General features: G+C 51.8%; 26 protein-coding genes. 8 read left to right on the forward strand and 18 right to left on the reverse strand.

The window, feature by feature from the left end:
* Window positions 1-141 precede the first annotated feature (141 nt).
* The 4 genes from ACQYWX_RS22160 to rpoE all read right to left on the reverse strand — a co-directional run bounded on the left by ACQYWX_RS22160 (window position 142) and on the right by rpoE (window position 2,977).
* Window positions 142-576, reverse strand: coding sequence for a SoxR reducing system RseC family protein (locus tag ACQYWX_RS22160; protein WP_431686374.1), 435 nt, complete (start codon window positions 574-576; stop codon window positions 142-144).
* Complete coding sequence (locus ACQYWX_RS22165; protein WP_431686375.1) at window positions 573-1,601, reverse strand: MucB/RseB C-terminal domain-containing protein; 1,029 nt, start codon at window positions 1,599-1,601, stop codon at window positions 573-575. The genes ACQYWX_RS22160 and ACQYWX_RS22165 overlap by 4 nt, the downstream gene beginning before the upstream one ends.
* Before the next feature lie 3 nt (window positions 1,602-1,604).
* A complete protein-coding gene (locus ACQYWX_RS22170) occupies window positions 1,605-2,237 on the reverse strand; it encodes a sigma-E factor negative regulatory protein (RefSeq protein WP_431686376.1) in 633 nt (210 codons plus the stop codon).
* Window positions 2,238-2,380: 143 nt separating this feature from the next.
* Window positions 2,381-2,977, reverse strand: a complete 597-nt coding sequence (gene rpoE, locus ACQYWX_RS22175) for an RNA polymerase sigma factor RpoE (protein ID WP_216738491.1) — start codon at window positions 2,975-2,977, stop codon at window positions 2,381-2,383.
* A 255-nt stretch (window positions 2,978-3,232) separates the two neighbouring features.
* On the opposite strand from rpoE, the gene nadB reads away from it, so the two are divergent.
* The 5 genes from nadB to ACQYWX_RS22200 all read left to right on the forward strand — a co-directional run bounded on the left by nadB (window position 3,233) and on the right by ACQYWX_RS22200 (window position 7,632).
* The gene (nadB, locus tag ACQYWX_RS22180) at window positions 3,233-4,849 is read left to right on the forward strand and encodes an L-aspartate oxidase (RefSeq protein WP_431686377.1); all 1,617 of its coding nucleotides are present in this window, start codon (window positions 3,233-3,235) and stop codon (window positions 4,847-4,849) included.
* Between the two features lie 113 nt (window positions 4,850-4,962).
* Window positions 4,963-5,223, forward strand: coding sequence for a succinate dehydrogenase assembly factor 2 (locus tag ACQYWX_RS22185; protein ID WP_011395704.1), 261 nt, complete (start codon window positions 4,963-4,965; stop codon window positions 5,221-5,223).
* Window positions 5,201-5,632, forward strand: a complete 432-nt coding sequence (locus ACQYWX_RS22190; protein ID WP_431686378.1) for a protein YgfX — start codon at window positions 5,201-5,203, stop codon at window positions 5,630-5,632. The genes ACQYWX_RS22185 and ACQYWX_RS22190 overlap by 23 nt, the downstream gene beginning before the upstream one ends.
* 15 nt (window positions 5,633-5,647) lie before the next feature.
* Window positions 5,648-6,640, forward strand: coding sequence for a YgfZ/GcvT domain-containing protein (locus tag ACQYWX_RS22195; RefSeq protein ID WP_431686379.1), 993 nt, complete (start codon window positions 5,648-5,650; stop codon window positions 6,638-6,640).
* Between the two features lie 152 nt (window positions 6,641-6,792).
* Window positions 6,793-7,632, forward strand: coding sequence for an HDOD domain-containing protein (locus ACQYWX_RS22200; RefSeq protein WP_253938509.1), 840 nt, complete (start codon window positions 6,793-6,795; stop codon window positions 7,630-7,632).
* A 39-nt stretch (window positions 7,633-7,671) separates the two neighbouring features.
* On the opposite strand, the gene ung is transcribed toward ACQYWX_RS22200, so the two are convergent.
* The 14 genes from ung to ffh form a co-directional block, all read right to left on the reverse strand.
* A complete protein-coding gene (gene ung, locus ACQYWX_RS22205; RefSeq protein WP_279507785.1) occupies window positions 7,672-8,433 on the reverse strand; it encodes a uracil-DNA glycosylase in 762 nt (253 codons plus the stop codon).
* Window positions 8,434-8,475: 42 nt separating this feature from the next.
* A complete protein-coding gene (gene lysS / locus ACQYWX_RS22210; protein WP_279507786.1) occupies window positions 8,476-9,999 on the reverse strand; it encodes a lysine--tRNA ligase in 1,524 nt (507 codons plus the stop codon).
* Between the two features lie 72 nt (window positions 10,000-10,071).
* Window positions 10,072-11,170 (reverse strand): peptide chain release factor 2 gene (gene prfB / locus ACQYWX_RS22215; RefSeq protein WP_431686380.1). Its coding sequence is split into 2 segments (ribosomal slippage): window positions 10,072-11,094 and window positions 11,096-11,170, totalling 1,098 coding nucleotides; the frame shifts between segments, so codons are not numbered across the junction.
* A gap of 121 nt (window positions 11,171-11,291) precedes the next feature.
* On the reverse strand, window positions 11,292-13,043 hold the full coding sequence (gene recJ / locus ACQYWX_RS22220) for a single-stranded-DNA-specific exonuclease RecJ (RefSeq protein WP_431686381.1): 1,752 nt from the start codon (window positions 13,041-13,043) through the stop codon (window positions 11,292-11,294).
* An 87-nt stretch (window positions 13,044-13,130) separates the two neighbouring features.
* Window positions 13,131-14,525: a threonine synthase gene (gene thrC, locus ACQYWX_RS22225; RefSeq protein ID WP_431686382.1), complete on the reverse strand. Its 1,395-nt coding sequence runs from the start codon at window positions 14,523-14,525 to the stop codon at window positions 13,131-13,133.
* Between the two features lie 103 nt (window positions 14,526-14,628).
* On the reverse strand, window positions 14,629-15,924 hold the full coding sequence (locus ACQYWX_RS22230) for a homoserine dehydrogenase (protein ID WP_216738500.1): 1,296 nt from the start codon (window positions 15,922-15,924) through the stop codon (window positions 14,629-14,631).
* Window positions 15,925-15,976: 52 nt separating this feature from the next.
* Window positions 15,977-17,167: an alanine transaminase gene (gene alaC / locus ACQYWX_RS22235; RefSeq protein ID WP_431686383.1), complete on the reverse strand. Its 1,191-nt coding sequence runs from the start codon at window positions 17,165-17,167 to the stop codon at window positions 15,977-15,979.
* 515 nt (window positions 17,168-17,682) lie between these two features.
* A complete protein-coding gene (locus tag ACQYWX_RS22240) occupies window positions 17,683-18,426 on the reverse strand; it encodes a DsbC family protein (RefSeq protein ID WP_216738502.1) in 744 nt (247 codons plus the stop codon).
* A gap of 147 nt (window positions 18,427-18,573) precedes the next feature.
* Entirely contained in the window at window positions 18,574-19,476 is a 903-nt protein-coding gene (gene xerD / locus ACQYWX_RS22245; RefSeq protein WP_431686384.1) for a site-specific tyrosine recombinase XerD, read from the reverse strand.
* A gap of 97 nt (window positions 19,477-19,573) precedes the next feature.
* On the reverse strand, window positions 19,574-19,930 hold the full coding sequence (gene rplS / locus ACQYWX_RS22250; protein ID WP_431686385.1) for a 50S ribosomal protein L19: 357 nt from the start codon (window positions 19,928-19,930) through the stop codon (window positions 19,574-19,576).
* A 29-nt stretch (window positions 19,931-19,959) separates the two neighbouring features.
* Window positions 19,960-20,709, reverse strand: a complete 750-nt coding sequence (trmD, locus tag ACQYWX_RS22255; protein WP_431686386.1) for a tRNA (guanosine(37)-N1)-methyltransferase TrmD — start codon at window positions 20,707-20,709, stop codon at window positions 19,960-19,962.
* Window position 20,710: 1 nt separating this feature from the next.
* Window positions 20,711-21,232, reverse strand: a complete 522-nt coding sequence (gene rimM, locus ACQYWX_RS22260; RefSeq protein WP_431686387.1) for a ribosome maturation factor RimM — start codon at window positions 21,230-21,232, stop codon at window positions 20,711-20,713.
* 21 nt (window positions 21,233-21,253) lie between these two features.
* Window positions 21,254-21,493, reverse strand: a complete 240-nt coding sequence (gene rpsP, locus ACQYWX_RS22265) for a 30S ribosomal protein S16 (protein WP_216738506.1) — start codon at window positions 21,491-21,493, stop codon at window positions 21,254-21,256.
* Between the two features lie 127 nt (window positions 21,494-21,620).
* Window positions 21,621-23,003, reverse strand: a complete 1,383-nt coding sequence (gene ffh, locus ACQYWX_RS22270; protein WP_127972774.1) for a signal recognition particle protein — start codon at window positions 23,001-23,003, stop codon at window positions 21,621-21,623.
* A 247-nt stretch (window positions 23,004-23,250) separates the two neighbouring features.
* Between ffh and ACQYWX_RS22275 the strand changes: the two genes are divergently transcribed.
* The 3 genes from ACQYWX_RS22275 (at window position 23,251) to ACQYWX_RS22285 (ending at window position 26,196) form a co-directional block, all read left to right on the forward strand.
* Window positions 23,251-24,057: a cytochrome C assembly family protein gene (locus tag ACQYWX_RS22275; protein WP_431686388.1), complete on the forward strand. Its 807-nt coding sequence runs from the start codon at window positions 23,251-23,253 to the stop codon at window positions 24,055-24,057.
* Window positions 24,058-24,123: 66 nt separating this feature from the next.
* A complete protein-coding gene (locus tag ACQYWX_RS22280; RefSeq protein WP_431686389.1) occupies window positions 24,124-25,422 on the forward strand; it encodes an HlyC/CorC family transporter in 1,299 nt (432 codons plus the stop codon).
* Between the two features lie 171 nt (window positions 25,423-25,593).
* On the forward strand, window positions 25,594-26,196 hold the full coding sequence (locus ACQYWX_RS22285; RefSeq protein ID WP_216738509.1) for a Yip1 family protein: 603 nt from the start codon (window positions 25,594-25,596) through the stop codon (window positions 26,194-26,196).
* Window positions 26,197-26,201: the final 5 nt, after the last annotated feature.

The following is a 26,201-nucleotide window of genomic DNA, read 5'->3' on the forward strand; positions in this document are numbered from 1 at the left end:
CACTTGGTTACCCAAACCACCCACGCGAAGCATGGGCACAGTCGTTTGACCCAGGCGCTCCAACCAGACGAGCCAACGCCTCTCGGCTCACATAGTGGCGTCAGATTTCCTTTAGACAATTGGAACTAGGCTATACGACGCTTAACAAAGCTTGCGTAATAATTGGGGATGGTAGGAGGGATTGCAAGACAGCCTTGATGACAAGATTTTAACAAAAACAAAGCCTAAGCCCAGTCCTGACAGGCCCGCCAGGGCCACGCCAAGATCCGGCCAATGCAGCAGAGATTGACTGACCCCAGCCAAAATGATCATCGCAATCAGGGGCGCCAGATAAACCAGCAGAGAGGCGTTGAGCAACGCCTGCTCAGCAACGCCAATCTCCACTTCGTCTCCGACTTCGACATCAAACGTTTTCGCCACTTTAATCTGGGTCGAGGCGCCATCGCTCATCTGATTGAGAAGTCGCGAACCGCAGCCCTTTCGGGCTGAGCAGCTCTGGCAGACGGACTCCCTGATGGTCCTTACCCAGACTTCATGGTCGCCGACAGCAACGACTTTCCCGGTTTCCAGTATCAAGAGGCGTCTCCAGCGGATGGACTTGACTTCATATTATCCGCCACCCGCTTGACTGTCTCAATGGGCACCTCACCCACAACCGTAATGACGTAGGTCATGCCTCCGTGCCGGATATGTTTCGAGTAAGCAGTGGTCGCTCCCATGCGTGAAGCCCCTTCCGGCATGGCCTGGGGGCTATTCTCTTCGACAAATATGCTGAACATGGTCAAACCATCGCCGTATACCTGCGTGCGCATATCTCCAGGCATTATATCGTTGCGCTTGGTTACGTTAGGCGACATGCTGAACCCCTTCGGAAGCCAGGCGGGCATCCATTGTTCCGGCAAGGTCTCTGAGGTTTCTCCTTGTTTTGGCTCTAACGCTTTGACATCCGCCTCAGGCATTGAAGGCGCCAGCTCTTGGTCCGTCACTTGCGCCCCCAGTTCCAGCACCGTGTACTGGAAGTGCTCCAACACCTCGCCCTTGCGGTTTGTCAGAAGAGATTTGAGCAGCATACCGGAGTTTTTCTCCAGCCACAGGTAGTAGCTGTAGCGGTACTGATCCTTGGCCATGACCGCCATTTTCAACACATCATGCCCGGCTACCCGCTCCTCTCCGGCCATTTTCAACTCGTAGACCGAATCAACATCGGAGCCGCCATTCAAAACCGCCCCCGGAAAAGGCCCGGTGTAGGCAGCCTGCTCCAGTCGAACCTGCTTGCCGCCGGGAAACACGCAAATCAGCATGTCTCCGTCTCGAATGATCTCCCTCATCTCACCGTCCATGGCGACCAAACGCTCTTTCTCAACGCCATTCTGCGAACGATGAAAGACCTTCATTGAGCTCATTTCATCGCCACGGCTATAGATAAATGCGCCGCGGTATGAGAGTTCCTGACGCGCCTCCAACATGCGCTGCAGCCATTCTTGCGGACCTGACGCCTGCGCTGACGCAGAAATCAAAGACATCAGCGCTAAAACCCAGACCAGACTCCACTGTCGGACATCATCCTTGATCGCCGCCGCTTTACGAATTACCAGTTTCATTGCTTACCTGCGCTGCTCCGTTCCTTGCCCCTCTACCACCTCAAAGGCGCTCAAACGGGCATAAGGAGAAATAACCTGCGAGCCGTTTAGCGCAGCCTGCTCGGCATGCTTCATCAAATAGGCGTTCAACCTGCTCGCATGCTCTGCGGAGAATTGAACCGCATCTTCGCTTTCCGCACCGGAATCCGCCACCAAATGAGAGCCGGCGCCGTTCACATTCAACGCCGGCGCACTTTGCTGTCCGCTGGCGACCGCAGGAGCAGGTTGCGTCGTGTTTGGCCCGCCGGAGAATTCCACCATAAATACAGCAGCGAAAGCGACCGACGCTGCAACAGCGACTCCTCGCCACCAACCGCCGCCGGCGCGAGCCTCTTCTGGCTCAGCCTCTTCCTCTACAACGTTTTCATTGCGATCAACGCCTTCCTCTTCCTCCAGCGCTGACCAAATGCCCTGCCTCAGATCAACATGCGCCCATTGCGCAGCCTCTTCGTGGAGCTCATCGCGAACACGCTGATACCGACTCCAGGTCGCCATCACCTCTTCATCGTGGGACTGCGCCAATATACGGCGCACCTCCAGCTCATCCGCTTCTCCATCCAAAAGCGCGGACATAGATTCTTTCAGTCGTTCATTCATAACCGTCAACCTCTGCAAATCCGGAGCCTGTGCGCCGCTCCGGCTTCTCTGTAATACTTTTCACTTCGCCAACCCTGGTGATTCCCGGCGTCCCCGTTGGAAAAACCCATGACGCTCCAGCCTTCCTTCGTTCTCCGCCCATTTCAGGCTCGCATTTTTTGTTCCAACATCGGCGCAATTCGCGCGTCCACTGCGTCCCGGGCCCTGAAAATTCTCGATCTCACCGTCCCGACCGGACATTGCATGATCTCCGCGATTTCTTCATAGCTAAGGCCATCGAACTCTCGCAGCGTCAGGGCTGAGCGTAAATCTTCAGGCAACTCATCCAGCGCCTGGAATATCGCCTGTTTAACCTGATCGCGATGTACTTGGCGCTCAGGGGAGTCAATATCTTTCAAAGCGGAGCCGCCCTCATATAAAACCGCCTCGTCGGCGTCCACATCCTCGCCTGGCGGGCGACGCCCTTGAGCCATAAGGTGATTTTTCGCCGCATTGATAGCTATACGGTAAAGCCAAGTGTAAAACGCGCTTTCACCGCGAAAATTGGCGAGCGCCTTATAGGCTTTGATGAACGCTTCCTGCGCAACATCCATCACTTCGTGATGATCGCGGATATAGCGGGCGATAATCGCCATGACTTTGCTTTGATATTTCACCACAAGCATGTCAAAGGCGCGCTTGTCGCCACGCTGAACCCGCTCAACCAATTGTTGGTCTGTCGTCTTGTTAGGAGCGCTCATATTTTCCTTATTATCCAGTAATTCAGCGCGACCACGCGTTGATTCAAGAGCGGTCAAAACCTGCACTGACATAAAAGAACCACCGTTTGCTGCGTCTATAAAAGTTGATTGCATAGCCCTATAGACACAACTTTTTTCGGATAGTTCACTCTTAGCCATTAATGTTAGTATATTCAGCTATTCTGCTTGGGCCCAACAACTATCCGGCCCTTTTTCCTGGCTGTTTTTCCTGATTGCTGGAGTCACGCAAAGGCTATGAGTTTAAGCTTCGAACACGATGTCCTCATTATCGGCAGCGGCGCCGCAGGCCTTACCGTCGCCCTGAATCTTCCCTCCGATTTAAGAGTGGCGGTATTGTCCAAGACCGAACTCAAAAGCGGCTCCACGCTTTGGGCGCAAGGCGGCATCGCAGCGGTGCTTGACGATGACGACAGCACTGAATCCCATCTGCAGGACACGCTGGTAGCCGGCGCAGGGCTGTGCGACAAAGACAGCGTGCGCTTTACCGTTGAGCATGGTCGTGAGGCGATTGAATGGCTTATCTCCCAGGGAGTGCAGTTCGATACGGACGAATCCGAAGAGTCCACGCAAAAGTACCACCTCACCAAAGAAGGCGGACATAGCCATCGCCGAATTGTTCACGCCGCAGACGCCACCGGCCGCGCAGTATCAGGCTCTCTGGCCGACCGCGCGCGCGAAAAAGCCAATATTGAAATATTCGAAGACCGCGTCGGCATCGACCTGATCACTCATAGCAAGCTGTTTCTTCCCGGCAACCGCTGTGTCGGCGCTTATGTGTTGAATAAGAAAACCAGCCATGTGGAGCTGTTCCGCGCCAAATTTGTGGTGCTCGCCACCGGCGGCGCCAGCAAAGTCTACCTCTATACCAGCAATCCTGACGTGGCCACCGGCGACGGCATCGCTATGGCCTGGCGCGCAGGCTGCCGCATGGGCAACATGGAATTCAATCAATTCCACCCGACATGCCTCTATCACCCTCAGGCGAAATCCTTTTTGATTACAGAAGCCGTTCGCGGCGAAGGCGGCAAGCTTCTGCTACCCAACGGCAAACGCTTCATGGGTCAGTTTGACGAGCGCGAAGAGCTCGCTCCACGTGACGTCGTCGCCCGCGCCATCGACCACGAAATGAAACGACTTGGCGCGGACTGCCTGTATCTGGATATCAGCCATAAAGACAAAGATTTTATCCTCGGACATTTTCCCACAGTGCACCAGCGCTGCCTGTCTTACGGTATTGATATCACCAAAGAGCCCATCCCTGTGGTTCCCGCCGCCCACTACACCTGCGGAGGAGTGGTTACCGACAGCGCCGGCCGAACCGACCTGAACTCTCTATACGCTGTAGGCGAAACTGCATTTACCGGACTCCATGGGGCTAACCGCATGGCCAGCAATTCCCTCTTGGAGTGCCTGGTATTCGGAAAGTCCTGCGCAGAAGACATCGCCAGCCGTATCGCCCACACGCCAGAGCCGCCGCCCGCTCCCTCTTGGGACGAAAGTCAGGTGACAGACTCCGACGAAGATGTTGTGATCTCACACAACTGGGACGAACTACGCCGCTTCATGTGGGACTACGTCGGCATCGTACGGACCAACAAACGCCTGCAACGCGCCAAGCATCGCGTAGACCTGTTGCATCAGGAAATCCGTGATTATTACAGCAACTATAAAGTGTCCAATGACTTGCTTGAGCTGCGTAATCTGGTGACGGTTGCGGACCTGATTATCTGCTCGGCGATTCAACGCAAAGAAAGCCGCGGCCTGCATTACACCCTGGACTACCCCCACCCGCTCAAAACGCCGGAAAACACGATTTTAACCCCCGTTAATTTTCCCGCTGAGCCTTGGTGAACGTTTATAAATCGCCCCGATAAGGTTTCACGCCGCCATGGGTGGCGGCGAGAGCCTGGGACCGTTATCATGCAGCCAGAATGACGGCCCACGGGCAACATACAGAGGCGCACATGACTGAAGATGTAGAATACAAGCGTTTATTCTGGCACAGCCGACGCGGAATGCTGGAGTTGGACGTGCTGCTGGTTCCCTTTCTCAAGGAAGCCTACCCCGAACTCCCGGACGAAGACAAAGCGCGCTACCGTATGCTCTTAGAGTGTGAAGATACGGATATGTTCCAGTGGTTTATGCAAAAATCCACGCCGGAAGATCCCGATCTGGCGCGCATCGTTAAAATCATCCTAGACCGTGTTCAACCAAGCTACGATTGAGTTGCGGCCATCGCTACAGTTGACGCTGTTCTTTACCGTCTTTTTCGGACTGATTGGCGTAGTGCTGCTGGCTCTGGCGATGCCTATCTGGCTAAAACTTTCTTTGAGCGCTCTGTTAGGCGCTCATTTTGTCTTCACCGTCGGCCAGTATGCTCTGTTAACCTGGCCGACTAGCGTGATAAAAATCCGCTATGAAAAAACCGGCGACGAAGACGTGAAAGTAAGGCTATTCAAGCGCAATCAACGCGAGCTGGATACCCGTCTGCACGGAGACACTTGCGTCACTCCAATTGTTACCTTGCTGGTTTGTCGTACAGGCTGGCGAGACTTGGTGTTTCTCGTCCGGGATAATTGCGACCCGGATGCATTTCGCCGTTTTCGAGTTTGTTTACGCTTCGCCAGGAATTAAGGGAGATCCATCTATATGACGTCCTTTTGGAACGCCTTCGCCGCCCCCGTAAATACCCCGGCGGCGCAGGTAAGCGACAACGCCCCGCATCTCCACAGGCTGACCAACGTCGCCTTACTGGAAATAAAAGGGCCCGACGCCATCAAATTCATGCAAGGTCAATTTACCTGCGACGTTCAGAATATTACCAGCAATCATTCTTCGCTGGCCGCCTGCTGCACCCCTAAAGGCCGCATGGTCGCATTGTTCCGCATAGCGCAAGCCCAGCCTGACAGCTACTTATTGAGACTTCCCGTAGAGATCGCGCAAAGCTTTCTCGCTCACCTCAATAAGTACAAGGTGTTTTATAAGTGCACTGTCACCTTGCTGGAGAATTGGGGCGTGATAGGACTGAGCGGAGATCTGGATGGACTGCAGTCTATCTCCTCGAATATTCCTACTTCCTCAGACGCCAGCCATGTCGGCGAAGGCATATTGCTTATCCGCTCTCCAGATAAAGCATCCCGGGTGGAGTGCTGGCTGGATAGCGACCAGGCGTCAAAGTTACTACCAGAGCTGGATACACAATGCGCGGCTGGCTCCATTGAGGATTGGGAACGCCTGGAAGTTCTTTCAGGATTGGGAGAGGTCTATCCAGAGACCCTGGATGAGTTTATCCCACAAATGCTGAACCTGCAGGCGCTGGGCGCTATCAGCTTCAAGAAGGGCTGCTATACGGGGCAAGAAATCGTCGCCCGCATGCAATACCTCGGCACCCTGAAGAAACGCATGTTTTTACTCTCTTCCGATAACTTAGCTCCTGCGCCCGGCTCACCGGTTATCGACGAGACCGGCGCCCGCATTGGTTCAGTCGTGCGCAGCGCTCAAGGACAAATCCTAGCCGTGCTGGATAAGTCTGCGGCGACGGACAAAGCGCTACGCCTGGAGGAGGCTCCGGACGCCTCATTGCAACTACTTGAACTTCCCTACGCAATTGAAGAAGTTAGCAACGCAAAGAAAAAGCTCTAGCATAATCCTACACCTTAGCGGCGCGTTTCTATGCGCCGCCGACAAGCATCCCTCAAAAATTCTGCTATAACTTAAATTGGACCTTGCAAGAGGCTGAAGCGCTTCTCAGTGGGCCCGAATCCAATGCAGCCAACCTATTCACGGATATGCAAATGGCAGAATTAGAAGAGAAAATCAAAGCAGACATACTTCAGGCAATAGATTCCGATAAGCTGGTGCTGCCCACCCTTCCGGAGGTCGCTCTGCAAGTTCGAGAAGTAGCGGAAAGTCCGGACTCATCCGTTCAGGACCTCGCTAAAGTCATTAGTAACGACACCGCCATGACGGCTCGCATTATACGTGTATGCAACAGCCCGCTTTTACGCGGCAGCAGGGAAATATCGAACCTGACCATGGCGATTGGCCGCCTCGGCATGGCCTACACCGCAAACCTCGCGACAGGGCTGGCGATGGAGCAAATGTTCCAGGCCACCTCGGAACAGATAGATCAACGCATGCGGGAAATCTGGCGCAGCAGTACAGAAGTGGCCGGCATCTGCCACGTGCTGGCGCAGCACTACACCAAGCTGAAACCCGATCAGGCGACCCTCGCGGGACTGGTGCACCAGATCGGCGCCCTGCCCGTACTGACCTATATCGAGCATAACGACATTCATGTCGACAACGAAACCCTCGACAAACTGATCGAAACCCTACAGCCCACGATTGGGCAATACATTCTCAAAAAATGGGACTTCCCTGCGGAGCTGCAAATCGTGCCTACAGAGTTCAGCAACTTCCATCGGGAAACGCCCAGCGTCGATTACGCAGATGTGGTGATGGTCGCCAAGCTGCAAAGCCTGATAGGCAGCCAGCATCCTTACACGGAGATGGATTGGGGGCAGATATCGGCGTTCAACCGACTCGGACTCGACCCGGAAATAGATATGAACGAGGCGGAGGATTTAAGCGCGGAAATGGAAGCCGCCATGGCGCTACTTTCACCTTCCTGACGCAAAAAAAACGGCGGACCTGGGTCCGCCGCTTTGGCCTTACTCTACAGAGGCTGGCTCTTTCTTGATCAGCCGCCCCTTCTCGTCCAATCGATCCTTCGGAGGCAGTCGCCAGTCAATCGCTTTCTTCTGATGAGCACGCAGATAGTCATTCGTGCTGGCGAAATGACCGCACCCCATAAAACCGCGATGGGCGGATAACGGCGACGGGTGAACACTTTCCAGCACACAGTGACGCTGGCGGTCGATAAAGGCGCCTTTGCGCTGGGCGTAACTGCCCCACAACAAAAACACCACATTTTCCCGCTCGCTGTTTATCAGCTGTATCACTCTGTCAGTGAACTGCTCCCAGCCTTTCCCCTGGTGCGAGGCGGCCTTGCTCTGCTCCACAGTCAACACGCTGTTCAGCAGCAAAACGCCTTGTTGCGCCCAATAGGCCAGACATCCATGCTCAGGCACGCCCAATCCGAGCTCGTTGTTGATTTCCTTAAAGATATTCACCAACGATGGCGGCGGCGCTATCCCTGGCAACACGGAAAAGCTAAGTCCATGCGCCTGACCCGGACCGTGATAGGGGTCCTGTCCCAGTATGACAACAGACACATTCTCAAAAGGCGTCGAGTTGAGCGCGTTGAAGCAGTTATCCAGACTAGGGTATATCACCTTGCCCAGTCCGTCTTGCGCCCCAAGAAACTGCTCCAGCTGCACCATGTAGGGCTTGGAAAACTCGTCTTTCAGGGCGTCCTTCCAGCGGGTGTCTGGGGCCAAAGCCCCAAACAGCACCTCTGCGCAGCTTTGCATCTGCATTCTCCTTTTCTCTATCCTTTCAATGCGACGGAACGATCAGTCCGCCAACGGGCGCATATGGGGGAACAAAATAACGTCCCGAATTGAGGGCGAATCGGTCAGCAGCATCACCAATCGATCGATGCCAATACCCTCACCCGCAGTAGGCGGCATGCCGTGCTCCAGCGCTGTGATGTAGTCTTCGTCGAAGAACATCGCTTCGTCGTCGCCCGCCTCTTTCTCTTCCACTTGCTTGCGGAAGCGCTCAGCCTGATCTTCCGGATCGTTCAACTCCGAGAATCCGTTAGCGATTTCTCTACCGCCCACGAAAAACTCAAACCGGTCAGTGACGAAAGGATTATCGTCATTACGACGCGCCAATGGCGATACTTCCGTCGGATACTCAGTAATAAAGGTCGGTTGCATCAAACGATGCTCAACTGTCTTCTCGAAGATTTCGATTTGAACCTTGCCCAGACCCCAGGATGCTTTAAGAGGAATACCCAGGTCCGTCGCCACTTTTTTGGCGCCGTCCATATTATCAATATCCGCCAGCGTCAATTCAGGATTGAAGTGAAGAATAGACTCCACGACGGTCATACGCAGGAAAGGCTTGCCGAAGTCATAGACGATTTCATCGACCACCTCGCCCTCTGCATTCTTGGAGGTGTTGCGCACTTCCGTCGTTCCCAGCGCTTCCTGGGCCACCCAACGCAGCATTTCCTCGGTCAGGTTCATCAGGTCTTTGTAGTCTGCGAACGCCTGATAGAATTCGATCATGGTGAATTCAGGATTATGGCGAGTGGACAAGCCCTCATTGCGGAAGTTGCGGTTAATTTCAAATACTCGCTCAAAACCGCCGACCACCAGACGCTTCAAGTAAAGCTCCGGCGCGATACGCAGGAACATCTCAATATCCAGGGCATTGTGATAGGTCACAAAGGGACGCGCCGTCGCGCCGCCAGGAATGACCTGCAACATTGGCGTCTCCGCCTCAATAAAGTCACGCTTGGTCAGGAAATAGCGGATGCTTTCGATTACTTTGGAGCGAATACGGAAGGTTTCACGCGCTTCTTCATTCGTGATCAGGTCCAGATAACGCTGGCGATAGCGCATTTCAGTGTTGGTCAGACCTTTATGTTTGTCCGGCAAAGGACGCAACGCTTTCACCATCAAACGCGGGTTTTCCATATTCACGTACAGATCGCCCTTGCCTGATTTATGCAGAGCGCCTTCCGCCGCCACAATATCGCCCAAATCCCACAGTTTGACGTTTTCCAACTGTTCCGGCGGCAAGCCCTTACGATCTACGTACAGCTGAATACGCCCCGTCGTGTCCTGTATGACGACAAAAGGCCCACGCATCGCCATGATGCGGCCAGACACTTTCGCGCGCACGCCCGCTTCTTCCAGCTCTTCCTTGCTTTTATCACCATAACGAGCCTGCAGGTCTGCACAGTAGCTGTCGCGACGAAAATCATTCGGAAACGCCTGCCCCTTTTCCCGCAACTTACCCAGCTTGCCCCGGCGCTCAGCGATCAGTTTGTTTTCATCTATTGCAGGATTTTGGTTCTCTGTCATGGTTTGTTTAATCCACTATTTATCAATCAATTGGCAAAAAATTACGGGTCGAGACATAAGCGAAGGGCCTGATTACAGGCCCTGCTTCAAACTCGCCTCGATAAACTCATCAATATCGCCGTCAAGCACCGCCTGACAATTGGAGTTTTCTACGGATGTACGCAAGTCTTTTATGCGCGACTGGTCCAATACATAAGACCGGATCTGGCTGCCCCAACCAATATCGGACTTACTATCTTCCAGTTGCTGCGCTTCGGCATTGCGCTTTTGTATTTCAAGCTCATACAGCTTCGCTTTCAGCTGTTTCATGGCCTGATCTTTGTTTTTGTGCTGAGAACGGTCGTTCTGGCACTGCGTCACGATGCCGGAAGGCATGTGCGTGATACGTACGGCGGACTCAGTCCGGTTAACGTGCTGACCGCCAGCGCCTGAGGCGCGATAGACGTCTATACGCAGATCCGCCGGGTTGATGTCGATTTCGATATCGTCATCCACTTCCGGAGAGACAAACACAGACGCAAAAGAAGTATGACGACGGTTGCCAGAGTCGAAAGGCGATTTACGCACCAAACGGTGTACGCCGGTTTCCGTGCGCAGCCACCCGTAGGCGTATTCACCCTGGAAGTGAATCGTGGCGCTTTTGATACCGGCCACTTCACCGGGGGATTCCTCGATCAAGTCAGTTTTGAATCCACGACGCTCGCCCCAACGCAGATACATACGCAGCATCATGCTCGCCCAATCCTGCGCTTCAGTGCCGCCGGAACCCGCCTGAATATCCAGGTAGGCGTTATTGGGGTCCATTTCTCCCGCAAACATCCGACGGAACTCCAAAGTCTCCACCTGTGCGCGGATTGATTCCAATTCGGTTTCCACTTCAGAGACAGCATCCGCGTCCTGCTCTTCCACTGCCATATCCAGCAAGTCGGAGCAATCCGTCAATCCGCCGGTCACGTCATCGACGGTTTTAACTACCACTTCAAGGGAGGAACGCTCTTTACCAAGACCTTGCGCGCGCTCAGGATTATTCCACACGCTGGGATCTTCGAGCTCCCTTTCTACTTCAACCAGACGCTCTTTCTTGACGTCGTAGTCAAAGATACCTCCGTAAAGATTCTACGCGGGAGCGCAAGTCCTTGATGGTATTAACTATTGGATTCACTTCTAACATAATCGTCGGGGCCTCAAAAAACAGTTGAAACGGCGGCGGATCATCCACCGACCGTAAAGAAAGCCCGCTATTGTAAACAAACTGAACAGTGAGTTACACCTAGGAAAAGACGATAGACAGCCTAATTACAAGGCTCCAGATACTCGATGAGCAGTTGCAGATTGCTATGCCCGCGAAACTCATTTACGTCGAGCCTGAAAACCACCTTTACCCGATCCCATTCACTGAACGGCGTCGCAGGATCAATATTGAAGTATATAGCGTCATAGCAATTGCCTGAGCGATTATCCGCCAGCGTCATCTTGAGATGGCGCTCGCCGACAATTCGGCAGCTGGCGATGCGGAACTGGCCGTCGAACAGCGGCTCAGGGAAGGATTGCCCCCACGGCCCCGCATTCTTCAAAGTAATCGCCATATTCATGCAAAGCTCTTCTGGAGACAGCTCGCCATCCGTCAAAAGTTTCGCCTGCAGATCGTCCGCACTCACAGCCGCTGCGACAACCTCTTGAAACGCTTCCGAAAAAGCAGTGAAGTTTTCCGGCCGTAAAGACAGTCCCGCCGCCATGGCGTGACCGCCGAACTTGGACAACAGTCCACTGCGCCTGGTGGCGACCGCATCCAACGCATCGCGAATATGCAACCCGGGTATTGATCGAGCCGACCCTTTTAGCTCGCCATTATCTCCGGGCGCAAAAGCAATAACGGGGCGGTGCATACGGTCCTTGATGCGCGAAGCCAGAATTCCCACCACACCCTGGTGCCAGCTTTCATCATAAAGACAAACCGCCGCCGGAGGGTTGTCGTAAGTCCAGTTCATACGATCCAGAATCGAAAGCGCCTGAGCTTGCATGTCGCGCTCTATTTCTTTGCGCGCCTGGTTCAATCCATCAAGTTCCCGCGCAATCATCAACGCCTTGGCGGGATCCTCCGTCAGCAACAGTTCGATGCCAACGGTCATATCTTCCAAACGACCCGCTGCATTGAGCCTCGGGGCAATTGAGAACCCCAGATCGGAAGCGCTAAGCTTTTCCTGATTACGTCCAGCCACTTGCAGCAGAGCATTAATGCCAGGGCGGCAGCGCTTGGCGCGGATGCGTCGCAGCCCCTGCTCTACCAGGATGCGGTTGTTGGCGTCCAGCGACACCACATCGGCGACTGTTCCCAGCGCGACCAAATCCAGTAAATTAGCCAGGTTTGGCTCTATCATACCCGTAGCGGCGAACCACCCCTTGTCGCGTAACGCCTGTCGCAAAGCCAGCATCACGTAGAAAATCACTCCTACCCCAGCGATAGATTTACTGGGAAAGTCGCAACCGGGTTGATTGGGATTAACAATTGCGTCAGCTTCCGGCAACTCGTCACCCGCCAAGTGATGGTCTGTCACGATGACTTGCAATCCAGCCCGTTTGGCGGCTTTTACGCCCTCAATGCTGGCGATGCCGTTATCTACCGTAATCAGCACATCCGGCTGACGTGACAACGCCACATCGACTATCTCAGGAGACAGGCCATAGCCGAACTCAAAACGATTGGGGACAATGTAGTCCACATAGGCCGCGCCAAACATACGCAACGCCAACACCCCCAAAGACGTACTGGTGGCTCCGTCAGCGTCAAAGTCGCCTACGAAAATTATGCGCTGATTGCGCTGCAACGCTTCCGCCAGAATATCCGCTGCGCTTTGCGCGCCCGCCAGACTATCCAATTGCAGCAGATGGCTTAACGAGTACTCTAACTCATCACAACTGGCGACGCCTCTGGAGGCATAGATCCGCTGCAGCAAAGGAGGAAGCCCAGCCTGATTAAGGCATTCCGCCGGAACAGGACGACGTTCGATACGCTTTTTCGATATGGTTTGGGAGAGCTCGCTCACCGGCTATCCAATTTGTTGGTTGGCTAAATAGGAGTGGCTCGTGACGGGACCATGTAAATAGTCACCGCCACAACCTGTCAATGGAGATTATTTTTTGAGCTGGTCCTGCACAAAGCGCTGCACCGCCTGCAAGTCATTCGGCAACACCGTGAAACGCTCTTCTCTGTCGAACAGATCAGACATATGAGCAGGTAGCTTCGGTTCTTCCTCAACGCCAGCTTTAACCACAGCTTCAGGGAATTTCGCGGCATGCGCAGTCGCCAGAATCACCATTGGCGCACTTTTATCGCGACGGCAGGCTCGAGCGGCTTTGATGCCAATCGCTGTATGCGGATCTACAATCTCTTCCGTTTCGGCATAAATCTGATCGATGCTCGCCAGAGTAGTTTCGTCATCCACAGCGTAGGAGTCAAACAACTCCCTGGCATGACGCCAGCGATACTCCTCAATTGCTACGTCCTCTTTATTCATCTTCTCCATAAGTTCCGCCAACAAAGAGCCATTACGGCCATGTAGATCAAACAACAGGCGCTCAAAGTTGCTGGACACAACAATATCCATACTTGGAGATAGCGTATGCTGTAAAGGCTGCAGGTTGTACTGGTTATTGCTCATAAAACGATGCAGCACATCATTGCGATTGGTGGCGATGACCAACTGGCTCACCGGCAAGCCCATATTGCGCGCGAGGTAACCAGCAAAGATATCGCCAAAATTCCCTGTAGGCACAGAGAAAGCGACACTACGATGAGGCGCCCCCACGCTCAGCCCGGCATGGAAATAGTAAACGATCTGCGCCATGATCCGCGCCCAGTTGATCGAGTTCACCGCAACGAGAGGTCGACCATCCAAAAACGCCTGATCGCCAAAGCTCGCCTTAACCATCCGTTGACAGTCATCGAAGTTTCCTTCGATCGCCAGATTATGAACATTATCGCCCGGCGCCGTAGTCATTTGCCTACGCTGAACCTCAGAAACGCGACCATGGGGATGAAGAATGAAAATATCGACATGCTTGGAATGACGACAGCCTTCAATCGCCGCAGATCCAGTATCACCGGAAGTGGCTCCCAGAATCGCCACTTTCTGTCCACGCTTCTCAAGGAAATGATCAACCAAACGTCCCAGCAATTGCAGCGCGTAATCCTTAAACGCCAGAGTGGGCCCGTGAAATAGCTCCATCACCCATTCATTCGCCGAAATCTGCTTCAGCGGCGCCACAGCCGAATGAGCGAATTCTGAATATGCATCATTGACGATGGCGGTGAACTCTTCGATAGACAGAGAGTCTTCCACGAATGGATACATGACCTTGACCGCCAGCTCCGGGTAACTCAGCCCAGCCCAAGAGGCAATCTCCTCAGGGGTAAAGCGAGGTAAAAACTCAGGCACGTACAGGCCGCCATCCGAAGCCAACCCGGTCAACAGAACCTCTTCAAAGTTAAGCGCAGGCGCTTTGCCTCTGGTGCTTACATACTTCACGATTTAAACCCTTTACCTTTAGCGCAACGCCAATTACCGCACTGCGCGTTCACCTAATACTGTTAATCGAAAACCCTGCACCGGCATGGCTTTCTAAATTTATTCAACTGAATGATTCAACGCGAATGCGCGTCACTTTGCCAACCACATCAGGGAGCGCCTCGATCACCGCCAGGGCATGATTCATATTCATTTCCTGCACCCGGTGTGTCAGCATAATCATGGGGATCAGCCCGTCATGCTGCTCACTTTCCTTTTGCACAATCGATTCAATATTGATGCTGTGTTCACTCAGAATCTGAGCGACATTGGCCAGCACTCCTGGATGATCCTGCACAAGAATGCGCAAATAATAAGCGCTAACAACTTCCTCCACTGGCACCACCTCAAGATCATTGAGGTGCTCAGGGTTATGCCCCAGAGAAGGAACGCCAACCGCCACGCCTTGACGCGACGCCCTGGCGATATCCACCAAGTCTGCGACTACCGCAGACGCTGTAGCCTCAGCACCAGCGCCAGCGCCGTAGTACAAAGTCGGCCCCACAGCGTCGCCGTCGACCATCACGGCGTTCATAACGCCATCGACTTTTGCGATCAGCTGAGTTTCTGGCACCAACGTTGGATGTACACGCAGCTCAACACCATGTTCCAAACGTCTCGCTATGCCCAAGTGCTTGATGCGGTAACCGAACTCTTCCGCATACTGAACGTCTTCCGGCGCAATCGCACTGATGCCTTCCGTATAGGCGCGCTTGAATTGCAGCGGAATACCGAATGCAACGGACGCCAAAATGGTCAGCTTATGCGCAGCGTCAATGCCTTCCACATCAAATGTCGGGTCTGCTTCAGCATATCCTAAGGCTTGCGCCTCTTTCAGCACATCCTCAAACGCGCGACCTTTGTCACGCATTTCCGTCAAAATGAAGTTGCCAGTACCGTTAATAATTCCAGCCAGCCAGTTGATTCGGTTTGCAGCAAGGCCCTCACGCAGCGCCTTAATCACCGGCACGCCACCAGCCACAGCCGCTTCAAACGCCACTGTGACGCCCTTGCGCGCAGCCAACTCAAAAATTTCGCCGCCATGCTCTGCAATTAACGCCTTGTTGGCGGTAACCACATGTTTGCCGTTCTCGATCGCTTTGAGGATCAACTCTTTCGCGATTGTCGTGCCACCAAGCAGCTCAACAACGACCTCAACTTCAGGGTCAGAAGTTACAGCGAAGATATCAGTGGTAAATTGCGTTGAGTCCAGCTCACAAGCCGGATTCATCCGACGGGATGCGACACGGATTACTTCAATAGCCATACCCGCACGCGCCGCAATATCAACACCATTGCGCGCCAGCACGTTAAAAGTTCCACTACCTACAGTGCCCAATCCACAAATAGCTATTTTCATCTACCACGTCTCCACAACATTACGCGCTTACTATGGCGCATTTAAGAGTGCCTTAATCCAGTATCAAACCATCTCTACGAAACATCGTCTTAATGCCCCGGATCGCCTGCCGCGTACGATGTTCGTTTTCAATCAGTGCGAAACGCACGTACTCATCGCCATAATGCCCAAAGCCAAGACCTGGAGATACCGCCACCTTCGCCTCCAGCAACAGCTTTTTAGAAAACTCCAGTGACCCCATGTGGCGATAGTGTTCAGGAATTTTCGCCCAAACGAACATGGTTGCTTTAGGCGGAGTTACATCCCAGCCAATACTGTCCAAACCCCGGCATAGTACGTCGCGACGGGATTGATACATCGCTCGGATTTCTTCCACACAAGCCTGATCGCCCTCCAATGCAGCAATCGCCGCCACTTGAATCGGGGTAAAAGTACCGTAATCCAGATAAGACTTAATCCGAGCCAAAGCTGCTATCAGTTCTGCGTTTCCACAACAGAAACCAACGCGCCAGCCAGGCATATTATAGCTTTTAGACAGTGAGAAGAATTCCACCGCCACTTCCTTCGCTCCAGGGACCTGCAATATCGAAGGCGCTTTATAACCGTCAAATACGATATCCGCATAAGCGATATCCTGCACAACCCAGATTTTATGCTCTCGGGCGATGGCAATGACTTTTTCGAAAAAGTCTAATTCAACACACTGGGAAGTGGGGTTGCCAGGGAAGTTCAAGACCAGCATTTTGGGGCGGGGCCATGAATCGAGAATCGCCTTTTCCAGCTCAGTGAAAAAAGCATCAGTATCCTCGCCCAGTGGGATATGTCGAATATCTGCGCCAGCAATGACAAACCCATAAGGATGAATCGGGTAGCTCGGGTTCGGCACCAGCACGGCGTCTCCCGGTCCCATTGTCGCCAAGGCCAAGTGAGCAAGCCCCTCTTTCGAGCCAATGGTGACTATTGCTTCTTTCTCAGGGTCCAAATCCACATCAAAGCGGTTTTTATACCAGCCGGCAATGGCCCTTCTTAGCCTGGGGATACCTTTGGATTGAGAGTAACGATGCGTATCATCCCGTTGCACAGTTTCAGTCAGCTTGTCGACTATATGCTTAGGGGTTGGCTGGTCAGGATTCCCCATGCCAAAGTCAATAATATCCTCCCCCCTCGCTCGCGCCTGCTGCTTGAGCTCCCCAACAATGTTAAAAACATAGGGCGGCAAGCGACTGATGCGCGGAAATTCCATTGCGATCTCCTGAACGGCCAGAGGGCGAAGATTAAGATGAATACAATATTGGGAACAGGCCACGATAACCCGCACCCCGGAGTGTGTCAACGCAGCGCAGCGCTTATTTTACAAGGAGAGCAAGGGATCTTAACTCACCCTGACACAACCTGATAACAGGAAATGGCGCCACCAGAAAACAGCGGCTAACCTGTTAAGTAATTCCTTTTGGCGCAGACTGGCATTACGGAAATATAGATGGCCACTCAAACCAGAAAATCAGCTCAACATTGCTTATCAAGAGCTCTTCTTTTCGTTCCACTGCTTCTCGCTGGATGCGATAGCAGCACACCTTTTACTGGACTGAGTAATTATGAACTAAGCATGGAATTCCGTGCGTGCCAAAAAGAGGGGCTATCTCCCGGGGGAGCTCAAAGATGCAACAACATTGAAAGGGAGTGTGAAATAAGGAAGGACGAGAAAAACTTTCGCTGCTAGCGGAAGAGAATGCCTCACTTCCGCTAGCCAAACTTCTACTACTTAACTTCCAACCCCAAGCCTTTAGCAAGAGAGTCAGCAGGCACATATCCTGGAATCAAGCGACCATCATGCAGCACGATGGCTGGAGTCCCGCTAATACCAATCTGATTCCCCAAATTATATTGATCGGCGACTGGATTTTTACAGTCCTTGGAAGCAGGAGTTTTCCCTAGTTTCGCTTCTGTCAGAGCAGTCTGCTGGTCATCAGCACACCAAACGGAAACCATTTTTTGATAGCTTCCCGACCCTACGCCCGCACGAGGATAAGCCAAATAATTAACTTGCACGCCCAGCTCATTTAAACGAGGAATTTCCTTATGAAGCTTCCGACAGTATCCACAGTCCACATCCGTAAAAACAGTGATAGAAGCCTTCACCACTTCGGGCTTGAATACGATCATTTTTGACTCATCAATCGAGTTGACCAACTCTGCGCGAGTCTCTTCACGCCGGCGCTCCGCCAAGTTAGTGATGCGCCCCTCGCTCACTTGGTAGATATCACCCGCCACGAAATATTGCCCATCAGCGCTGGTGTACAGCAGCTGCGGATTATTGGACTCCACTTCATACACTCCCGGTATTGGGCTAGGGCTAACCTTTAGGATTTTCAGCCCAGGCACAGCCTCAGCCAACCGTTGTTTAATCACTTTCACGGCTTGCTCTTGCTGCTCGTCGGCGCGCGCTCCGAAAGCGACCGACAATGCCATTAATACCAATACAAAAGGGCGCATTACGTGCATGAATATACCTTCATCCGTTCTTGAATATATAGTTAGACCCTAAAATTACACAAATGCTCCTATCAAAACTAGGTCAATTGTGTAACGTGAAATAGATTTAACCTAACCCTTTCAAGCTCACACTCAAATGAAGCAAATACAAAAAAATCAGGAGCGAGGGTGGTGTTTTGAGTGCAGTTGCTGCAGCCTGGCCTTGGCCACATGGGTATATATCTGAGTAGTAGATAAGTCGCTATGCCCAAGAAGCAATTGAACCACGCGCAGATCCGCACCATGATTCAGTAAGTGAGTGGCGAATGCGTGACGAAGTGTATGTGGCGTTATGTTCTTAGCAATCCCACTGCGTGACGCATATAGCTTGATACGATGCCAGAAGGTTTGCCTCGTCATCCCCCCGCCACGCAAACTCGGGAAAAGGACGCCATCTTCTCGCCCCCCCGTCAATTCGGGCCGAACACCTTTGATATAGGCCTCTAATTGCTCTATCGCTTGCTCCCCCAAAGGAGTCAGTCTTTCCTTATCCCCCTTTCCAACGACACGCAACACCCCCTGCCTCAAGTTAACCTGATAAAGCTGAAGACCAACCAGCTCTGATACCCGCAATCCGCTAGCGTACAACACTTCCAACATCACTTTATCCCGGGCTTCAATCGGCAACGAAACATCCGGCTCCGCCAGCAACCTATCCACTTCAGCCTCAGATATCGCACCCGGCAATAGCCGCCCTACTTTAGGATGCTCAATCCTTAACGTCGGGTCCTCCCGAATAACCCCTTCCCTCAACAGATAGCGATAGAATTTTCTCAATGTCGACAACATACGAGCTGAAGAAGCGCTCTTAGCGCCTTTCTGCATACGGGCAGCCAAAAAGGAAAATAAATCTTCCCGAGAAGCTTCAATAAGCGTTTTTTCACTTCTCGCCAGCCATTCCGCCAAGCGCACAAGATCCGACCGGTAGGACATTCTTGTATTTTCAGACAGCCCCTGCTCCAGCCACAACATTTCTATGAATCTATCGATAGCTTCCTGGCAGGCCTGCGAAAAACTCATATCACTCGCCACATTTCCTTTTCAAACTTCCAACCCAGCCACAAACAAAAAAGGGTGGTCAATTGACCACCCTCTTCTGAATAAACCGAGGTCGGAATTAATCCAACTTCTCTTTGATGCGAGCAGCCTTACCGCTAAGATCACGAAGGTGATACAACTTAGCCTTGCGAACGTCGCCACGACGCTTAACACTGATGCTGTCGACCAAACGGCTGTGAGTCTGGAAAGTTCTCTCCACACCAACACCATATGAAACTTTACGAACAGTAAAAGAAGAGTTCAGACCACGGTTTCTTTTTGCGATCACAACACCTTCGAAAGCCTGCAGACGCTCACGAGAACCTTCTACCACTTTCACACTGACAGTTACTGTATCACCCGGAGCAAACTCTGGGATTTCTTTAGTCATTTGCTCAGCTTCAAGCTGGCTAATGATTGTGTTTTTGCTGCTCATGGCTCGCTCCTAACTAATCCGAAGTAATCCTACGTTTCTGATATCAACTGCCCGCGCCGCAACTCTTGTATGATTTGAGCCTCTTCTTCGGATAGCTCACGCTGCTCGAGCAAATCGGGTCTGCGCTGAAGCGTTCTAAGCAAAGACTGCTCCAACCTCCAACGCCTAATCTTTTCATGATTGCCACTCAATAAAACCTCCGGAACCCGCTTGTCGCGGTATACCTCCGGCCTCGTGTAATGAGGACAATCCAGCAAGCTATTCTCGAAAGAGTCCTGCTCAGCAGACTCATTGTGACCAAGCACTCCTGGCGCAAGCCGAGAAACACTATCGATAATAGCCATAGCGGCAATCTCGCCACCACTAAGAACAAAGTCACCCAAAGACCACTCTTCGTCGACTTCATCCTCAATCAATCTTTCATCAATCCCTTCGTAACGACCACACAGAAGAATCAATCCTGGGACATTTAACGCCGAGTGAACCAAAGCTTGATCTATTCGCCTACCCTGAGGAGACAGATAAATAACTTTACTTCCCCCAGGAGCCACCGACTTCGCCGCATTTAATGCAGCCTCTAAAGGCTCCACCTTCATCAGCATTCCAGGACCACCGCCATACGGCCTATCATCTACCGTGCGATAGTTATCGGTTGCGTAATCCCTGGGATTCCAAGAGCAAACTTCTATCGAACTCTGCTTGATAGCCTTACCCACCACGCCAAAGTCCGTAACCGACTTCAGCATTTCCGGAAATAAAGTTATGACGCCAAACCACACTTTAAAAATCCGGATCCCAGTCAACAACCATTAAATTCTTATCCAGATCAATATTCTCTATGAATTGACCTGGCAAGTAAGGAATTAGCCGCTCACGCTTATCAATGCTTTCCACAGATCCTGCAACGACAAGCACATCATTAGCGCCAGTTTCAATCAAATGACTCACCCGCCCTATATTTACCCCTTCAGAGGTAACAACGGTGAGCCCTTCCAATTGACGCCAATAGAATTCACCCTCTTCCAAAACTGGAAGCTCTGACGTCTCAATCTCAATCTGACAACCAACATAGTTTTTTGCCATATCTCGATCATCCACGCCAGCTAGCGCAATAACGATCCCTTTACCCTGAGGCTTACCAGACCGAAGCTTTGCGCCCGAGCGATTTCCATCTTCGCGCACTAATTCCCAATTAGCGTACCGAAGCATATTCTCCGGTGGCGACGTGAAAGAATGAACTTTCAGCCAACCTTTTACGCCATACACACCGACGATTTTGCCTATGCAAATTTTCTCATTCATCGGCGTGCTTCACCAACCTGCTTAAGCGCTGGCCTTCACCAGATCACGAACGCGATCAGACATCTGAGCGCCACGCTCAACCCAGAACTGCAGACGCTCTGCGTCTACACGGACACGCTCGTCGTTACCGCGCGCAGTGGGGTTGAAGAAACCTACACGTTCAATGAAACGGCCGTCACGGGCGTTTCTGCTATCAGTCACGTTAAGGTGATAAAAAGGACGTTTTTTTGAACCGCCACGCGCTAGTCGAATTGTAACCATCTCAGTTTGAATCCTGTTGTAAATAAACCAATGTTGTTGGCTCAACACCTGAAAGGGCGCATATTCTACGCAATAATTCAAGCATTGAAAACCTTTTTGTTTACTCTCTAACAAATAGTCGCCAGAACTATCTCATGCGCCCCATTGGAGGCATTCCACCACCAGGAGGCATCATCCCCCCCATTCCCCGCATCATGTTCATGACGCCACCTTTCTTACTAAACTTTTTCATCATCTTCTGCATTTGCTTGTGCTGCTTAAGGAGGCGATTCACGTCTTGAATTTGCAGACCCGCCCCCATGGCAATCCGACGCTTGCGCGAATTGCTTACAACATCCGGAAACCGCCGCTCATGCGGAGTCATTGAATTTATCAACGCCTCCATATGCACAAACATCTTATCGTTCATATGCTGTTGCGCAACTTGAGAGATTTGCCCCATTCCCGGCAACTTATCCAGCATGCCAGCCATTCCGCCCATATTTTTCATTTGCTGTAGCTGGTCACGGAAATCTTCGAGATCAAAGGACTTCCCTTTTATAACTTTCTTGGCGAGCTTCTCGGCCTTCTTCTTATCAAGCTTGCGCTCAGCCTCCTCTATAAGAGAGAGTACATCCCCCATACCAAGGATTCTTGACGCAACTCGATCTGGATGAAACGGCTCCAGAGCCTCTACTTTCTCCCCCATCCCCATGAATTTGATGGGTTTGCCGGTAATAGAACGCACAGACAAGGCGGCGCCGCCACGAGCATCACCGTCCGCCTTCGTCAAAATCACGCCAGTCAAAGGCAGAGCATCATTGAACGCCTTAGCGGTATTCGCCGCATCCTGCCCCGTCATGGCGTCAACAACAAATAAAGTTTCAATCGGATTGACTGCAGCATGCAGACGCTTGATTTCGGACATCATATCCGCGTCAATATGCAACCGCCCGGCCGTATCAACAATCACCACGTCATTAAAACGCTTGCGAGCCTCAGCAATTGCCGCACTTGCAATATCAACGGGATCTTGGTCAGCAGTGCTCGGGAAGAAATTAACCCCGACATCCCCCGCCAAGGTTTCCAGCTGTTTAATAGCGGCGGGGCGATATACGTCCGCACTCACCACCATGACAGATTTTTTGCGACGTTCCTTTAGGAACCGCGCCAACTTACCCACAGATGTCGTTTTACCAGCGCCCTGCAAGCCCGCCATCAAAATCACGGCTGGAGGCTGGCAATTGAGATTCAAGTCTTCATTCGCCTGCCCCATGACAGCAATAAGCTCATTCTGCACAACGCGAATAAACTCTTGCCCCGGCGTCAGGCTTCGCATCACGTCCTGACCTACGGCCTTCGCTTTAACGCTATCTACGAATTCTTTTACGACGGGGAGAGCAACATCAGCCTCCAGCAAAGCCATGCGAACTTCCCTGAGAGTATCCTTGATGTTGTCTTCAGTTAGTTTCGCCTGGCCGGTAATCTTTTTTAGGCTGTCGGACAACCTTTCCGTCAGACTATCAAACATATAGCATTCCCCTTAATAATCAGGTATGTCGTAAAAGGGCTTGGATTATATCCAACCCTACGGCATACTTCATCTAACAAATGGACCCAGCCGAAACCTATTTTTCCAACTCTTTGTTTATCAGGCGACTTTCGGCGCTTTTAAGTAAGCGCAAGAATATGCCAAAGCGCCTCATTTCCATAAGCAAAGACAGCAACCAGCAGGGCCAAAACAGCTAACACACCCCAGCCGACATGACTGACATTTAATGAGCGTTGTCACCCTTAGCATAGTCGCCACCGTTTTTTACACTATCGCCACAGCCTTTCAATACGCTGTTTACGAGGGCAAGACGCCACAACGCCCACACCTGGCCGGAGCCGTTGGCTTTCTGGCTGTCGCAGCACACGCAGTTAGCGTTTGGCTACTGAGCTCAACTTCTCTCGGAGCGGACTTCGGCTTTTTCAAAATCATCTCAATAATCAGCCTATTCCTCAGCGCTTTGATTGTTTCCTTCGCCTACATCAAACCCGTACACAATCTAAAGCTACTAATTTACCCCATAGCGATCATAACAGTCATTGCAGCCGTCAGCTTTAAAGGCCCCACTCAGGTGGTAGAACCTGGACATGTGGGACTCATGGCGCACATCACCTTATCAGTGATTGCATACTCCGTATTTAGTCTGGCTGGATTACAAGCTTTACTTCTGTACGCGCAAAACAAGCAGCTGAAGTCTCACATGACCGGCCGACTTGTCAAAGCGCTCCCCCCTCTTCAGACCACCGAAGATATTTTATTTGAGATGATTTGGACAGGCCTAATCCTTCTCACTCTGGCGATAGTAACTGGCAGCTTCTTTGTGGAAGACCTGTTCGCACAACATTTGGTCCACAAGACAGCGCTTTCGATTTTATCCTGGCTTATCTTCGCACTCTTGGCCGTTGGCCGTAACCTATGGGGCTGGAGAGGCTTGCTCGCCGCCAGACTGACAATTGGCGGATGCTTACTGCTAGCCCTAGGGTTTCTGGGCAGCAAGATCGCCTTAGAGTTTATCATCCAACCCAAAATCTGATCTTGACACGCCCCCAAGCGTTTCTATGATGACTTCGTAATCACAACAAATGGTTTAACGCTCCCCTTGAACGACTTATCCACCACTTTTCTTTTCGTAGTATTGATCATCCTGATAGCCCTCTCTGGGTTCTTTTCCGGCTCAGAAACAGGAATGATGACCCTGAACCGCTACCGTTTAAGGCACATGACCAAAAACGGGCACAAAGGCGCAAAGCGCGCCAACGCCTTATTGCAGCGACCAGACCAGCTAATCGGCGTCATCCTGATTGGCAATAACTTTGTTAATATTTTTGCATCCGCAATCGCCACCGTTATTGCCATACGCCTATGGGGAGACGCAGGCATTGCAATCGCCACCGCGGTATTAACGATAACTATCCTGGTTTTTTCTGAAGTTACACCTAAAACACTCGCCGCCCTCTATCCAGAGCGAGTAGCCTTCCCCGCTTCAGTCGCACTAATTCCTTTACTGAAGCTTCTCTATCCCTTTGTGTGGTGCGTCAACCTCGTATCTAACTCACTACTCCGCCTATTTGGAGTCACCGAGTCTCAGGCAGGATCTGACCACTTGTCTCGCGAAGAGCTACGCACCCTGGTTCACGAGGCGGGAGTCCGCATCCCAAAACGACACAGACAAATGCTTCTAAGCATCCTAGATCTGGAGAAAGTCACAATAGAGGACATCATGATCCCACGAAATGAAATTACGGGGATCGACATAGAGGACAACATTGATGAGATTGTCGAACAACTAAGATCAGCTCAACACACCCGGCTGCCAGTCTACCGGGGGGATATAAACAACATTATAGGCATCCTCCACCTCCGCAATGCCGCCAAATTTCTCACTCAGAACGAGATAAACAAGGCGATGATCATGCAAAGCTGCCGTGAACCCTATTTCATTCCAGAAGGCACTCCGCTAAACACCCAGCTTTTTAACTTCCAGAAAGAAAAGCGGCGAATAGCGGTCGTTGTAGATGAGTACGGCGACGTACAAGGCATAGCCACCCTGGAAGATATACTGGAAGAGATTGTCGGAGAGTTCACCACCGATATCGCCGCCACCAGCCCAGACATCACGCCAATGGACGACAACCGCTACATGATCGATGGCTTTGCGACAATCCGCACGATCAACAAAATACTGGGATGGAGACTCCCCACCGATGGCCCCAAAACGCTAAACGGACTTATCATGGAACTGCTGGAGACCATTCCAGAGAATCCAACATGCCTTAAGCTGCACGGGTACAATGTGGAAATCAAACAGGTCAAAGACAATGTCGTCAAGGCCGCAATTGTTCACGATCCATTCGCCCCACCAAAGAGCAGCAAAAAGAAAAAGGCCGCCCAACAGTAATTATAACGCGCCGGAAACTCATTCAAATCAATGTCCGGCGCCCCTCCATATGCAGTTAGCGAATAAAAAAAAATCGCTTAAAAGATCAAAATATAAGCTACTTCTTGACTAAAAATAGCCGGAACACTATGAAGTAATAGTGACCATAAAAATAAGAAGGAGGCTTCCTATATGATCCTGGGCCACACGTTAGGTCTTTTCACGCATCCCGATCAGGAATGGCTGTCAATACGCGAAGAGCGCGCCACAACAGGGCGACTGTACGTACAACACACGCTATTACTGGCCTTAATCCCAACCATCGCCGCTTATATCGGCTCCACGCAAGTAGGCTGGACCATTGGCAGCGAAGAAACCGTCAAGCTAACTCAAGTAAGCGCCTTTAACTTGTGCGCGCTTTTCTACGTGGCGATGCTGTCCGGAATCTATATTCTGGGCAAATTCATCGACTTTATGGCAATCACCTATGGCGTAGACAAAAATGCGCCGAGAGGCATTGAGCTGGCTGCCTATGCAGCAACACCGTTATTTATTATGGGGGCCATAGCCGTTTACCCCAATATTTGGGTAGACATGTTCGCAGGATTAGTCGGGGTATCTTACTCTGTATACCTTCTTTACGAAGGTCTACCGATTTTGATGAAAATCCCCAAAGAAAGAGGCTTCATGTTCGCCACAAGCGTTCTGACCGTTGGTCTAGTTATGCTTGTAGCTTTGATCGCCACCAGTGTTGTCATTTGGAGCGTTGGCATCGGTCCGGTTTATACGAACTGAAGCTA

It is taken from the genome of Hahella sp. NBU794, assembly GCF_050749805.1.
Lineage (GTDB): Bacteria > Pseudomonadota > Gammaproteobacteria > Pseudomonadales > Oleiphilaceae > Hahella.

Coding starts and splice junctions, on each gene's coding strand:
- rimM (WP_431686387.1), bottom strand. CDS start 21,232: ATGAATGAGAAAATTTGCATAGGCAAAATCGTCGGTGTGTATGGCGTA.
- ACQYWX_RS22195 (WP_431686379.1), top strand. CDS start 5,648: ATGACGTCCTTTTGGAACGCCTTCGCCGCCCCCGTAAATACCCCGGCG.
- rpoE (WP_216738491.1), bottom strand. CDS start 2,977: ATGAGCGCTCCTAACAAGACGACAGACCAACAATTGGTTGAGCGGGTT.
- ACQYWX_RS22170 (WP_431686376.1), bottom strand. CDS start 2,237: ATGAATGAACGACTGAAAGAATCTATGTCCGCGCTTTTGGATGGAGAA.
- rplS (WP_431686385.1), bottom strand. CDS start 19,930: ATGAGCAGCAAAAACACAATCATTAGCCAGCTTGAAGCTGAGCAAATG.
- alaC (WP_431686383.1), bottom strand. CDS start 17,167: ATGGAATTTCCGCGCATCAGTCGCTTGCCGCCCTATGTTTTTAACATT.
- ACQYWX_RS22230 (WP_216738500.1), bottom strand. CDS start 15,924: ATGAAAATAGCTATTTGTGGATTGGGCACTGTAGGTAGTGGAACTTTT.
- xerD (WP_431686384.1), bottom strand. CDS start 19,476: ATGAGTTTTTCGCAGGCCTGCCAGGAAGCTATCGATAGATTCATAGAA.
- ACQYWX_RS22285 (WP_216738509.1), top strand. CDS start 25,594: ATGATCCTGGGCCACACGTTAGGTCTTTTCACGCATCCCGATCAGGAA.
- nadB (WP_431686377.1), top strand. CDS start 3,233: ATGAGTTTAAGCTTCGAACACGATGTCCTCATTATCGGCAGCGGCGCC.
- ACQYWX_RS22200 (WP_253938509.1), top strand. CDS start 6,793: ATGGCAGAATTAGAAGAGAAAATCAAAGCAGACATACTTCAGGCAATA.
- ACQYWX_RS22165 (WP_431686375.1), bottom strand. CDS start 1,601: ATGAAACTGGTAATTCGTAAAGCGGCGGCGATCAAGGATGATGTCCGA.
- lysS (WP_279507786.1), bottom strand. CDS start 9,999: ATGACAGAGAACCAAAATCCTGCAATAGATGAAAACAAACTGATCGCT.
- ACQYWX_RS22240 (WP_216738502.1), bottom strand. CDS start 18,426: ATGCACGTAATGCGCCCTTTTGTATTGGTATTAATGGCATTGTCGGTC.
- rpsP (WP_216738506.1), bottom strand. CDS start 21,493: ATGGTTACAATTCGACTAGCGCGTGGCGGTTCAAAAAAACGTCCTTTT.
- ACQYWX_RS22275 (WP_431686388.1), top strand. CDS start 23,251: ATGAGCGTTGTCACCCTTAGCATAGTCGCCACCGTTTTTTACACTATC.
- ung (WP_279507785.1), bottom strand. CDS start 8,433: ATGCAAAGCTGCGCAGAGGTGCTGTTTGGGGCTTTGGCCCCAGACACC.
- ACQYWX_RS22185 (WP_011395704.1), top strand. CDS start 4,963: ATGACTGAAGATGTAGAATACAAGCGTTTATTCTGGCACAGCCGACGC.
- ffh (WP_127972774.1), bottom strand. CDS start 23,003: ATGTTTGATAGTCTGACGGAAAGGTTGTCCGACAGCCTAAAAAAGATT.